This is a genomic window from Collinsella aerofaciens, assembly GCF_964243765.1.
GTDB lineage: Bacteria > Actinomycetota > Coriobacteriia > Coriobacteriales > Coriobacteriaceae > Collinsella > Collinsella aerofaciens_BU.
Window position 1 is genome coordinate 1 of sequence record NZ_CAXTGI010000014.1, and the last position, 12,671, is coordinate 12,671.

Annotated in this window: 12 protein-coding genes and 1 other RNA gene; 3 read left to right on the forward strand and 10 right to left on the reverse strand. The window is 59.0% G+C overall.

All coding sequences use genetic code 11. The features are described from left to right. Nucleotides 1-474: 474 nt before the first annotated feature. Nucleotides 475-1,158 carry a class I SAM-dependent methyltransferase gene (locus ACESSC_RS08965; protein WP_373162645.1) on the forward strand — a complete coding sequence of 228 codons (684 nt, stop codon included), beginning with the start codon at nt 475-477 and terminating at the stop codon, nt 1,156-1,158. Nucleotides 1,159-1,316: 158 nt separating this feature from the next. After that, entirely contained in the window at nt 1,317-1,616 is a 300-nt protein-coding gene (locus ACESSC_RS08970) for a YhbY family RNA-binding protein (protein ID WP_006234690.1), read from the forward strand. A gap of 69 nt (nt 1,617-1,685) precedes the next feature. Here the strand turns inward: ACESSC_RS08970 and ACESSC_RS08975 are convergent, their stop codons facing one another. The 8 genes from ACESSC_RS08975 to ssrA form a co-directional block, all read right to left on the reverse strand. Then, entirely contained in the window at nt 1,686-4,685 is a 3,000-nt protein-coding gene (locus ACESSC_RS08975) for an AfsR/SARP family transcriptional regulator (RefSeq protein WP_373162580.1), read from the reverse strand. Nucleotides 4,686-5,133: 448 nt separating this feature from the next. After that, entirely contained in the window at nt 5,134-5,862 is a 729-nt protein-coding gene (gene nagB / locus ACESSC_RS08980) for a glucosamine-6-phosphate deaminase (protein ID WP_055251013.1), read from the reverse strand. Between the two features lie 272 nt (nt 5,863-6,134). Further along, on the reverse strand, nt 6,135-6,632 hold the full coding sequence (locus ACESSC_RS08985; RefSeq protein WP_117628895.1) for a PTS sugar transporter subunit IIA: 498 nt from the start codon (nt 6,630-6,632) through the stop codon (nt 6,135-6,137). Nucleotides 6,633-6,703: 71 nt separating this feature from the next. Then, nucleotides 6,704-8,041: a phosphoglucosamine mutase gene (gene glmM / locus ACESSC_RS08990; RefSeq protein WP_373162584.1), complete on the reverse strand. Its 1,338-nt coding sequence runs from the start codon at nt 8,039-8,041 to the stop codon at nt 6,704-6,706. Nucleotides 8,042-8,164: 123 nt separating this feature from the next. Next, nucleotides 8,165-8,560 carry a 30S ribosomal protein S9 gene (gene rpsI / locus ACESSC_RS08995; protein WP_022094634.1) on the reverse strand — a complete coding sequence of 132 codons (396 nt, stop codon included), beginning with the start codon at nt 8,558-8,560 and terminating at the stop codon, nt 8,165-8,167. 2 nt (nt 8,561-8,562) lie between these two features. Beyond that, entirely contained in the window at nt 8,563-9,006 is a 444-nt protein-coding gene (gene rplM, locus ACESSC_RS09000) for a 50S ribosomal protein L13 (protein ID WP_022094635.1), read from the reverse strand. A gap of 194 nt (nt 9,007-9,200) precedes the next feature. Beyond that, complete coding sequence (locus ACESSC_RS09005; RefSeq protein ID WP_373162585.1) at nt 9,201-10,079, reverse strand: patatin-like phospholipase family protein; 879 nt, start codon at nt 10,077-10,079, stop codon at nt 9,201-9,203. Nucleotides 10,080-10,664: 585 nt separating this feature from the next. Then, nucleotides 10,665-11,028: a transfer-messenger RNA gene (ssrA, locus tag ACESSC_RS09010) on the reverse strand. A 239-nt stretch (nt 11,029-11,267) separates the two neighbouring features. Between ssrA and ACESSC_RS09015 the strand changes: the two genes are divergently transcribed. Next, complete coding sequence (locus ACESSC_RS09015; protein WP_373162587.1) at nt 11,268-11,702, forward strand: hypothetical protein; 435 nt, start codon at nt 11,268-11,270, stop codon at nt 11,700-11,702. 58 nt (nt 11,703-11,760) lie between these two features. On the opposite strand, the gene ACESSC_RS09020 is transcribed toward ACESSC_RS09015, so the two are convergent. Beyond that, on the reverse strand, nt 11,761-12,276 hold the full coding sequence (locus ACESSC_RS09020; RefSeq protein WP_373162588.1) for a type II toxin-antitoxin system VapC family toxin: 516 nt from the start codon (nt 12,274-12,276) through the stop codon (nt 11,761-11,763). Next, the gene (locus ACESSC_RS09025; protein WP_158549307.1) at nt 12,273-12,626 is read right to left on the reverse strand and encodes a hypothetical protein; all 354 of its coding nucleotides are present in this window, start codon (nt 12,624-12,626) and stop codon (nt 12,273-12,275) included. The genes ACESSC_RS09020 and ACESSC_RS09025 overlap by 4 nt, the downstream gene beginning before the upstream one ends. Nucleotides 12,627-12,671 lie beyond the last annotated feature (45 nt).

Consider the following 12,671-nt stretch of genomic DNA (forward strand, 5'->3'; position numbering starts at 1 on the left):
TGCTCGGACAGTCCTGACTCGCACGGAGAGCACATTAAGTGCTCTCCGGCTCGTGCGGAACTCGCGATCGACCTTATATGTCTGCCGCCCGGCGGCGGGGCTCCCGCACATCTCAACCTTGGCTGGGTTCTGGCTCAGTGGCAGTCGCTTCGCTTCTGCCCGCCTTGGCTGGTGCGGCGGTTTGGCGTTGGACGGTTCTTTTTCTGATATATGCTGGTTGCGGCTCTTCTTTTGGGAGGAGTCGCTTTTTTGTTGCTAGGAGGTTGGCCCGTGGTTGATGGGGAGAATCGTTCTGAGCTGCTTTCTGCTGATTGGAATGGCGAATGGATGCGCTTGCAGGCTGGTCGGCGGCGGGTTGATGATTCTTTTGAATGGGATAAGCGGGCTCGGCATTTTCGGCCGCTGGAGACTGCCCCTTATGCTCGGGATTTTATAAAACTGTTGGCGATTGAGCCTGGTGAATCGATGCTCGATATGGGGTGTGGGGCTGGGTCGATTGCTATTCCGCTTGCCCAGGCTGGACATCCTGTGATTGCCGCTGACTTTTCCCCTGCTATGTTGGGCACGCTCGATGCTGGCATTGAGTACTATGGGCTCGAGGATCGCATTACGCCGCTTGAGCTTGCCTGGGACGATGATTGGGATCTGGTTGGGCCGGTTGCCAAGGCTGTTGATGTTGCCTTTGCCAGTCGCTCTGTCACCACGACCAACCTAAAAGGCGCGCTTGCCAAGCTCGACCGCACGGCTCGTCGGCGTTGTGCTGTCACGATGGTCGCCAACTCCAGCCCGCGCTATGATCTGCACTTGATGAACGCTATCGGCGCCTCGGTTACCTGCAGCAATGGCTTTGTGTACGCCTTCAACATCCTCATTCAGATGGGTGCGTTGCCGCAGGTTACATACTTTGAATCGCCTCGTCGCGATACCTTCGATAGCCTTGAGGCAGGCGTGGCGGATTTTTCCCGTATGCTCGAGCATGGCAACGAGGATAAGATCGACCGCCTGCGCGACTATATCGCTCAGCACATGATCGAAAACCCCCATGCCGGCGAGCCGGGCTCCAAGGGCGTGCCGCAGGGGCGCTATATGCTCGATCATGTCCGCAAGGTTCGTTGGGCGTTTATTGCATGGGAGCCGGTCTCTGCGCCCAGCTCATAGCCTGTTCGCAGCCCGCACCGCCCACTCACTCGGCATCCGCATTCTTTTTGAACTGGGCAAACGCGCTCCACACCGCGCCATTCCTGCGCTATCGTGGGACAGCTCACGTAGATTAAGGCCCCGTCGCGGGGCGCCCCATACATAGAAAGCGAGAACCCATGGCACTGACAGGAGCCCAGGTCAAGCAGCTTCGCAGCATGGCCCATCACCTCAACCCCGCCATCATCATCGGTAAGTCCGATGTCAACGAGGGCACCGTCGAGCAGACGGTCGCCTACCTGGAGAAGCACGAACTCGTTAAGTGCTCCGTGCTCGATGGCTCCAGTCTTTCCGCCCGCGAGGCCGCCGAAGAGCTCGCTGAGCGTTGCCACGCCGAGGTCGTCCAGGTCATCGGCCGCAAGTTCTCGCTGTATCGCGAGTCCTCGCGCAAGGATATCGAGAAGATCAAGCTCGTCTAAGAGCCAATGATCCGGCGAGCCAACATATAGCAAGCTTACGGGTGCCCGAGTACTTCGGGCACCCGTTTTTTATCGCTCGACCAGCACGCGATTGAGCCGCCCCTCCACCAAGCGCTCGTATAGACGCCGCGTCTCGGGCTCGGGAACGCCATTGACCTGCTCCCTCAGGTGGTGCATATGACCGCTGTATAGCTCGACGATATCGCGCCGCCGCCCCGCCGCACTGTAGACGCGCATGGCGCAGCGCACCATATCCTCACGCGCTGTTTCCTGCCGAAGCCCCGACTCCGCCAGCCAAATCGCCGACTGCAGGTCGTTTTCTTCTAGAGCGGCATTTGCTCCCTTAATCATGCAATCGATGTACTTTGACTGCATAATGCGTCGCATACGCAAAAAGTAGGTGGGGTTACAGCCATTGGGAACATACAACGGGCCGGCATAAAGCTGCTCAATCTTAAGGCACAGCTCAACTAAATGGGGCCCGCGCGCACCCGTGCGATTTCCCAAAACCTCGCGGCTTATCTGGTCAAACAGCCGTACATCGGTCTTGACGTAGTCGCCGTTGAGTCCGATGCATTCATTTTGGATGAGCACACACGATTTGCCATCCGGCGTCGGTCCCAAAGCCGACCGCAAGCGCGATATCGTCGAGTACAGGTTGTTGCGGGCGCTATTGAACTCGGCATGGGGCCACAGCTCCATGGCCAGCGTCTCACGATCGACGAGCGCATCCATGCCCAGCGCAAGCCGCTCGGCAAGTGTCGCCGCCTTCTTGCGGCGCCACATTTTGTCCGTGATGGGAAACCCGTCGCGCTCGGCGCGAAACGCCCCAAACATGCGAATCTCGATATGGTCAATGGTATCAACGGCTTCAACCTCACCGGCCTGGAACAGGCGCTCGCCTTCCCCTTCCAAATCGTCGCGCAGCGAGTACCGCGACAGCTCGCGCACGGGAAGCTTCTTGCGAATCCTGGTCGCCGGCTCGCCCAGACAATGCATGGCAAGGCGCGCAAAGAGCCGATACGATGGCTCTAGAATCCCCGCGCGATTCATGGACATCCAGGCTGCAAGGTCGCTGTCTCGGCCCGCACAGGCCAAATGCAGCGCCACCATCCAGGCTTCTGCGCCACCAACCTGCGTCTGGCTTATATCGAGCAACTCCGCTTCCTCGCGTACCGAAACCATCGAGGTGTTACGCAGATATGCCGCGCGCTCCAGCAGTAACGCATTATCGCGCATGTACGCAATCGACTCCTCGGTAAGTTTGAGCACTTGGACCGCACGGAACTTTGCATTAACCGGCCGTCCCTCTGCCAGCGACTGCCAGCCTTCTAGCAACAGGCCAAACAGCTGAATCTGGTTGTCGCGCATGCGCACGGCAAAACGATCGAGCTCGTTGAACGCCGCGTCGTCGGTTACCGGCAGGCCGGAAAGGAGCCGCCGTGCCGCCAACACCATGCGCACCCAGATAGCCATCGCCTTAAGCCCACGTACGTCGAGCGCCTCCCGCACCACCGTCATCTCGTCGTCGCGCTCGTCGGTTCCCGCAAACGACCCGTCAAAGAGCTCCACCAGCATGCTATCGGCCCGCATAACAATCCCCGCGATGTCGAGCTCGCAGTCGTAGGCCTTGCTCGTTTTGAGTTGCTGTAGAACGCCGCCGTCATCTCCCCGCTCGGTCAGGCAGCGCTTGACCTCGATATGCGCAGACAACATATCGAGTGCGGTATGGGATGTCTCGATTTCTGGCACGGCCAGGTTCGTAGGAAGCCCAAGCCCGTTGTCCCCATAGCAAACAGCCGTCAGTGTCTGGGCCACCCTCCATGAAACAGGGTCTATTTCGCAGGCCGCCCGTTCGCCCCCGCGCTCGATAACCGATGCCATATAGCGAGCGAGCTTTGTATTGGACACGCTGACCGCTGCCAGATATACGCCAAGCGCCTCGGCAGGCGTTGGCTCTGGAGCCGGATCCTCGGCATCGATCGTGCCCAGCGCTGCTCGGCAGATATCGGCCCCGTGCCCCGTCAGAGCCAGATCGACCCCATACTGCCCAGCAAGTTCAAGGACCGCATCACGGTCCAAAAAGGCGTCCGCCAGGCCCATCGCCACATCGCATCTACCCGCCTTAAGCAAAATCCGGGCCGCCCTCGGAACAAGTTCGGGGCGAACCTCGGCCACCAACTTGCGCAAGCGCAAGCGTCCGTTATCCTCCGTGCCCAGACACGTAAAACTCCGCTCGGCGGGGTCCAAGCCAAAGATCGGGTAGTCGCGTACAAAGTAGGACTGGTCGACCATCGACAGCCTCACCCCACAAGCCTCGAGTTCTGCGATATTGCCCTCGCCCATCAAAATCATGAGACATGCCACGCAAAACAGTGCATTATTGTCGAGCGAAGCCAGATCGACAAGTGCCGCGCCATATACGTTGACAATCTCGTTTTCGAGCAGACCGGCTACGTCGCCTTGGCCATACAGACCCGTCTGCAATGCCGAGACGAGCTCGGGCACGCCCTGCGTGAGCTGATAAAAGTCGAGCGATGTGCTGATCGAAAACGCCGATGCCCACGCCGAATACTCATAGGCATGCACCTTGAGCATCTGCGCATTGATCTTAACCGAATCGCCCAGCCCATGAATCAGTTGACGATTTGAAGGACGGCAGGAGATAAAGACCCCTACCCCCATGGCGCGCAGGCCGCGAATCCTGTCGATGAAGTCTTCGGTATCGTGCTGATCGAGGTTTGGCACATTATCAATCGCAATCAGGGAGTGCGGTTTGTCTTTGAGTTCTTCGGTAACCACCTCGAGCTGCATAAACACCTCGCGCCCAGTGGCGCGATCGGCCTCGATAATCCGCACGGGACCTCGCGTCGGGTCGCATTTAACCTCATGGGTGTACTGCAGCAGCACCGAGGTCTTCCCAAACCCGTCGGGCGCATAGAGAACCACGATGCCGGCCTTTCGGCCCTTGGCGATAAGCTCATTCATCAAGCGTTCGCGTCGCACCATATAGCCTCCGCCCAGCGGCATCAGCTCGAGGTCGTCTATACTGCTCAAATCGTTTACCATGCCCGCTCCTCAACTCGACCGTATGGACACTGTAACCGCAAGACCATACAAGCCGCGCTATGAATAGAGCGACCTTGTGTTCTAGGTTGTCTTTTGGTACGCAAGCGGCAAGTTTTTGTACAGCGAGGGCCGATTGTTATTAATCCCCCGACTAATCGGTCTTTAAGCAGGTAAATGAGCTTGTCAGCTTGTCCCATCTAAGCGGCAGTGTAACGCAGATGAACAAGGTTCAGCTATGTCATTCAACTCGCCTAGCACCCGCTACCGTCTACGACCTTTTAGTGGCATTTTTGCATAGAATCTGGTATGGAATGAATCAAACTGTTGGGCATCCGGCATTCGTCAAGCTTGCGGCAAGATTTTGGTCAAGTGAGCGGAAAGGGATAGCAAAAAGGCCCCCGCAAAGCGGAGGCCTTAGGCAAGGCTATGTCGAGGTGCAGGATTCGCGCTACTCGCAGAGCGAAAGGGCGGCCTCGTCGGCAACGACAACGCAGTTGGTGTGCAGCTGCAGGATCGAAGCCGGGCACGCGGGCGTAACCGGGCCATAGCACATGTCATGCACGGCCTGAGCCTTGGCCTCGCCGTTGGCGACGACTAGGATCATGCGGGCATACATGATGGTCTGGGTACCCATGGTGTAGGCCTGACGGGGAACATCGTCGATGCTGTCGAACAGGCGGCTGTTGGCCTGAATGGTGCTCTCGGTGAGGTCGACGCAGTGCGTGCCCTTGGAGAAGTGGTCATCGGGCTCGTTGAAACCGATGTGGCCGTTGTTGCCAATGCCGAGCAGCTGCAGATCCGGGTAACCGGCGGCGGCGACGATCTTGTCGTACTCAGAGCAGGCAGCGGCGGCATCGGGGTTGGAACCGTCGGGCACATGCGTGTTGTTCAGGTCGATGTTGATGTGATCGAAGAAGTTCTCACGCATAAAGTAGTGATAGCTCTGGGGATCGTCGTGCGAAAGGCCACGATACTCGTCCAGGTTGTATGTGCTGACCTCGGCAAAGTCGACGTCGCCCTTCTCGTACCAAGCAGCGAGCTGCTTGTAGGCACCGATCGGGGTGGAGCCGGTGGCAAGGCCCAGCACACAGTCGGGCTTGAGGATAACCTGCGCCGAGATGATATTGGCGGCCTTGCGGCTCATATCCTCGTAGTCTTTAGCTTTAATGATCTTCATTACGCGTCCTTTCTCGTACAAGAGAGGCAAGGCTCCCCTTACAAGCACTTGCCCGCGGCCCGCGTCGGCCGCAACCAACGTGTGCGGCCACCAGGGCGAGGTCGCGTAATGTATGTGTCTCGTGTCTAGCCGCGTCGAGGCCCCTGCCCGTCCACGGTGACCCGAAGCCTTTTAGCTTCGGACAAATCCCATCTTGCCACGGAGGGCGTCCTCTTTCAAGGGCGCCCTCCGTAAACGTGTTTGAATTGTAGGCTAATGGCCACGTGCACTTGCTAGCGCTCGCGAGCAACGATGAGCTGGTCCATCTCTTCGACATGCACGCCAACGGAGCCCTTGATGCTCGAGAACTCAACAGAGTTGCACACCAAGATGGGAACCGTCACATCGTAGCCCTCGGCAGCAATTGCCTCGCGATCGAACTCAATGAGCACATCGCCCTTATGGACGACATCGCCCACCTGTGCATGCACGCTAAAATGCTTGCCCTCAAGCTGAACAGTGTCCAAACCAACGTGGATGAGCACGTCTAGGCCATCGACCGTGTTGAGCGCAACGGCGTGACCCGTGGGAAAAATAGCCTCGACCTTGGCGTCTGCCGGCGCAATCACACGCGTGCCGGTAGGCTGAATCGCCACGCCCTGGCCCAAAAGGCCGGTGGCAAATGTCTGGTCATTGACCTCGGACAACGGAATGACGTCGCCCGAGATGGGAGCATCCAGCGTAAGAACTCGTCCACGCATACCAAAAGACCTTAGGACTTTAGTGAACATGCTCCCCCTCGGACATACCAATCAATCAAAATAGCTTTAACAGTTTACCACTTGGCACCCGTTTTTGACCATTAGGGAAGTTCGCGCTTGACAACCTCGACGATGTCGTCGACAACACGCTGAGTGAGCTCGTGCGTCTCCGCCTCGGCCATAACACGGACCAGCGGCTCGGTACCGCTCGGGCGCACCAGAATGCGGCCGCGGCCGTCAAGCTCCTTCTCGGCGGCAGCGACGGCGTCCCAAATGGGCTGGCAATCGTCCAGGCCGGCCTTGTTGTCGGAATGCACGTTGACGAGTACCTGCGGGTACTTCTTCATGATGCCGGCAAGATCGGTGAGGGTACGACCGGTGCGCTTGAGCACGGCCAGCAGCTGCAGAGCCGTCACCAGGCCGTCACCGGTGGTGTTGTGCTCCAGGAAGATGATGTGGCCGGACTGTTCGCCGCCGATGACGGCGCCATCCGCGAGCATACGCTCAAGAACGTAGCGATCGCCCACGGCGGTCTGAACCATTTCGAAGCCCTGCTCCTTCATAGCGATGGAGAAGCCAAGGTTGCACATGACGGTCGAGACGATCTCGGAGTTGGCGAGCTTGCCGCGGGCGGCGAGGTCAGAACCGCAGATAGCCAGGATGTAGTCACCGTCGATCTCATTGCCCTCACTGTCCACGAACAGCACGCGGTCGGCGTCGCCGTCGTGGGCCAGACCGATGTCAGCATGGGTGCGCAGCACGAGCTCGCGCAGGGGCTCGAGGTGCGTAGAGCCGCACTCGACATTGATGTCGGTGCCGCAGTAATCGGTGTTGATGGCATGGACCGTGGCACCCAGGCGCTGCAGCGCGGCGGGCGTAGTCTGGCAGGAAGCACCGTGACCGCAGTCGACGGCAACGACCAGGCCATCGAGCCTCAGGCCATCAAGCGTATCGATGGCGTGGTCGACGTATGCCTTGCGAGCGTCCTTCATCTTGATGATGTGGCCCACGCCGGCACCGGTCGGCAGCGTGTCGGCAGCCATGGCTTCCTCGGACATGACCCAGGCGCTGATCTCTTCCTCGACCGCATCGGGAAGCTTCATGCCCTTGCGGCTAAAGAACTTGATGCCGTTGAACTCCGGCGGATTATGCGAAGCAGAGATGACGATGCCGCCGTCGAGATCATTCTGGACGGTGAGCAGCGCCACGGCGGGCGTGGGGATGACGCCGCAGCAATGCGGACGGCCGCCCTCGGCCATGATGCCGGCGGTCAGAGCGCTCTCGAGCATGGTACCCGAAAGACGCGTGTCGCGGCCGACGCAGATATCCGGACCAAGGAACTTGGTCGCCGCGCGGCCCAGGCGAAACGCGAGGTCGCACGAGAGGTCGGCATTGGCGACGCCACGGACGCCGTCGGTACCGAAGATGTTCTGGGGCATAGGATCGCTCCTTCCCTAGCAGGCGATATGCAACCGCCCACCCTAGTCGAAAAAGAAAAGCGGGACCCGCCGAGGAATCGGCAGGCCCCGCTTGTACATTGTATCTCGAAAGGAGATAAAACCTTAGCGCTTGGAGAACTGGGGAGCGCGGCGGGCCTTCTTGAGGCCGTACTTCTTGCGCTCGACCACGCGAGCATCGCGCGTAAGGAAACCGGCCTTCTTGAGGTCAGCACGGTAATCGCCAGCGTTCAGAAGAGCGCGAGCGATGCCCAGGCGCAGAGCGCCGGACTGACCGGAGATGCCGCCGCCATCGCACAGAGCGATAACGTCGAACTGACCGGCGGTGTCGGTCACCTTGAAGGGAGCAAGGGCGTTCTCAACGAGCTGATGACGGCCGAAATACTGCTCGGCGTCACGCTTGTTGATGGTCACCTTGCCGGTGCCGGGGACGAGACGGACGCGGGCGACGGCGTTCTTACGACGGCCGGTACCCTGGTAGACAACGGTGTTCTCAGCCATCTTTAAGCCTCCAGCTCAATCTTCGTGGGGTTCTGGGCAGCGTGCGGATGCTCGGCACCAGCGTAGACCTTAAGTTTGGTCATCTGGGCACGGCCGAGGGTGGTCTTGGGCAGCATACCGCGAACGGCGCGCTCGATGACCTTCTCCGGGTGCTTCTCCATAGCCTGGCGGAAGCTCTCAGCCTTGAGGCCGCCGTTGTAGCCGCTGTGGCGATAATAGGTCTTCGTGTCGGCCTTGTTACCGGTAAGCTGGACCTTATCGGCGTTGATGACGACAACGAAGTCGCCGCAGTCGCTGTTGGGCGTGAACTGGGGCTTGTTCTTACCGCGCAGGATCATTGCGATCTGGGTGGCAAGACGGCCCAGGACAGCACCATCGGCGTCGACGAGAACCCAGTTGCGCTGGACCTCGCCCTGCTTGGCGTAGTGAGTCGATTTCGAAATCACTTAGACTCCTCCATGTACAGTACGTGTTGTTACAGAGATTCACGGGGCTCTGCAAGTAACCCGTCCATATTACCCCGCTCGCCGTACGAGTCAACAGGTATTTTGGCTCCGACCAGAGTTTCTGCACATGTCATCCACGAGCCGTGATTTTTCCAACTCTTTAGCTGTTGTCATTTTTTGAGGGTTCGCCGTCGCTAGCGCTCAACGAACTCTTGGATTTCCGCGAGCAGGCGCTTTGCCTCCTGACGGCCCTGGATATACAGGTCCAAAAGCTTTGCCGGATCGTGCTCGACATGGCCGACCTCGACCGGCTTTTGCGGAGCGACGACCAACGCACGGCCCTCGCGCTCATACTTCCATAGGTGCATGCGCTGTATGTTGTAACGGTCGTGGCGCGTCTCGATAGCCTCGAGCAGATAGGGGTAGTCGGCATAGCGCGCACGCGCCGCCGGCAAAAACTCGTAGGGCTTTTTCTCATACGAGCGGTCCTGGGTGACGATGACAACCGCGCGCTCGAAGCCGGCCTCCTCCAGCACATGCTCGATAGGAACCGAATCGGCTACGCCGCCGTCGACGTATTTGTGCCCGTCGATCTCGACCGGCGGCGTCACCAGCGGCAGCGACGTCGAGGCGCGCACGGCGTCGAGGTCGAGCACGGCGCTTTTGACCGGCAGGTAGGCAGCGGTTCCAAACAGCATGTCCGTCGCGACGGCGTACATCTCGATAGGGCTGGCGTCGAACGTCTCGTTATCAAAAGGATCCAGGCGGTCCTGGACGTCGTTGAAGATAAAGTCGTAACCCACGATGGAACCCGTGGACGCAAACGACGCGGCGCCCATGTAGCGGCTGTCGTTGCAGAAGGTCAAATTGACTCGGTTGGTGCGACCGATCTGGTGCGACTTGTAGTTGACGCCATTGAGCGCACCGGCCGAGACGCCGTACACCGCCGGAATTTCGACACCGGCCTCCATGAGAACGTCGAGCACGCCGGCGGTAAACTGCCCACGAAAACTGCCACCCTCCAAGACGAGCGCGACCTTGCCAGCGTTCTTTGCCTTATCTTCTGCAGTCATATTGACCTCCTGCGATTGCGTTTTGACTTTCTTCTACCCAGTTTTGGGATGGAGGGCGCGCAGGTTTTTTGAGGCGGCAGGTGAAGCGGAAAGTGCGTCCCAGTTTGAGGCGGGATTACGGGATGCGCTTTCCGCTTGGACCGCCGTTGGGAAAGCGCGACCCGTTCTGAGCGCGAATTCCAGGATGAACTATCCGCTTGAGGCGTCTTCCGGAAAATGAATCCCATTCCGAACGTCGATTCCGGGATGCAGTTTCCGCTTGAAACGTCATCCGGAAACCGCATCCCAGTCTGAGCCGGAATTCTGGGATGGATTTTCCGCCTTGGGCGACGTTGATGCGGGGCATGGCAGGCTGCAGTCCGATCGGCATCGCATCTGCATAGGGTTGAAGCTTTGCGCGGAGAATCCGCGTATTTGCTTCGCAAATACGCACCGGCTTCGGCCGCCTGCTGGCGTCCTCGCCCGCTCGCTACAAACGCTTCGCGTTTGCTTAACGCTCGCGCCCTGCATAGAGTTCGATTCTCCGCGGTATCTGTAAGTAATAAAAAAGCAGGTAGAGACACTTCTCTACCTGCCTGTAACTATTGGTGGAGGCGCGGAGAATCGAACTCCGGTCCACGAAAGCCCCCTGATTGGCATCTCCAAGCTCAGTCGCTGGTTTTGTCTCGGACGCTTTGCGCGCAGCGACACGCTCGCGGCGTCCTAACCGGTTCGGTCTTAGCCCGCGCCATACCGATTACGTGCGCAGGAGCATTCCCCTAAAATGACGTCGCGCCGGTGTCGGGGAAATCACCGGGTTGACGCGCCGCTATAAACTAAGCAGCGAGAGCCATAGGCTCAAAAGAAGAGTTGTTGTCAATTCAATTTGACGGTACCCCTGTTTAACGAGGCGAGGAGACCTCGGCTTGCTTCCTCTCTCAGAGCTATCGTGTCGAAACCAGTCGCCCCCGAATGTTGGGAAAGTCTGGATGGTATCGGGCCTGCAAACACCCGATAACCGTCGACTTTTCAAGGAACATGCAGGGCAAGCCCCGCTTGTGGAGTGTTATCTTACCACGTTCTGAAAGCGGACAGCTGTTCTATGCACGAGCTGTGAAGACCCTAATGTGCACCATACTTCGCACTTTTGTTACCGATCGCGTCACGTATATTTTCGCCAAGCAAAATTGACCCGTCGAAAGGACCGTTATGGATACCAAGCAGCAACTCGTCAATGCCCTCGCAGGCCTGGGCTCAACCATTACCGAAGCTATGGATGTCATCGAAGGCTTTGTCCCCTGCGGACATCCCGCCCTCACGGTTTCGAACGCCCTTGTTGCGCTGGACGCTGACGATGATGCAGCACTCGCCCAGCAGCTTGAGACCGTCGAGGGCTTTATCGACCACGTGAGTGAGAACCGCGGCGTGGCCGCCTACCACGGCATCGAGGTCGAGCTCGCGGGTCCCAAAGCCGATCTGCTCGCAGCAATCCGCGAGGTAGGCGCCCTTATGCAGACCGCAGGCATCAAGAACACCCAGGTCAACGAGTGGGTCTACCGCAGTCTGGCAGCACTCGACAGCTCCGACGAAAAGGCAGCCGAGCAGCTCGCAGAAAGTCCCGCCATCAAGGCCGAGCTTTTGTAAATAGCAGACGCGGGCCCCTTGGCGCATCGTCGTCCAAGGGGCCCGCAAACAGTTCGCGTCAACCGATAACCGCGCTGCCGCGTTTGGCCAAAGCAAGAATCGGCATCATTTGGCGCGGGGTCTTTGCTGCAAGATCGGCATGTTCGAGCAGCTTGCGATCGTTGGTCACCAAGTAATCGACCTGTGCGCGCTTGCACGCGGCGAGCACCAAGTTGTCCTCGTAATCGCGATGGAGCGATAAGTATTTGTCGGCCAACCAAAGGTCCGACGAATCTGCACCCACGGCCGTGGCGTTTTCGGTCATGTTCCGAACAAACGCCAACGCCGCATCGCCAATTGCACGGGCAGATGCCTCGTCAAGCGCTCCCCCGCTGGCAAGAACGCTACGCTTTAGCTCGTGTTGGACAACGTACAGCACGTCCTTAGCGATATGCACCGGGAAGAACAGCAACGCCCCCGTCTCCGCCGCCTGCCCAATAAAGGCACGAGCAGCGAGCGACTCGGCATGGTCGGCGCAAAACGAATCGACCCAAACGTTGGCATCCACCATGATCTTAAGAGGGGCTCCGCTCACAGGATCATCCCCTTTTGGCGATAGCGATCGTCCATGGCCTCGGAATAAATTGTGTCCCAATCGCGATCGTCGGATACGGGCGACGTAGCGATGCCCAGGTCCGCGTAAAGCTGATCCGCCGCCGCCCATGATGCGGCGAACGGAGTATCGGGCGCGACGGTCTGCTGCCGGTCGTCGACGGCCGCAAGCACTTCCTCGCACTGCCCGCCACCCTGCGCGACCTTGGCCACCACCTTTTTGATGAGCTCGGGCAGTGACCCGCCCGAAAGCCGCAACGCTTCCTCCGCATGGTCCTTGACCTGGCGATCCACGCGAACGTTCACCTGCGCCATGCCGCTAACAGCACCCATGTCGATCTCGCTCCCTTCAATTGCTAGCCTTGCTAGCAACACTAT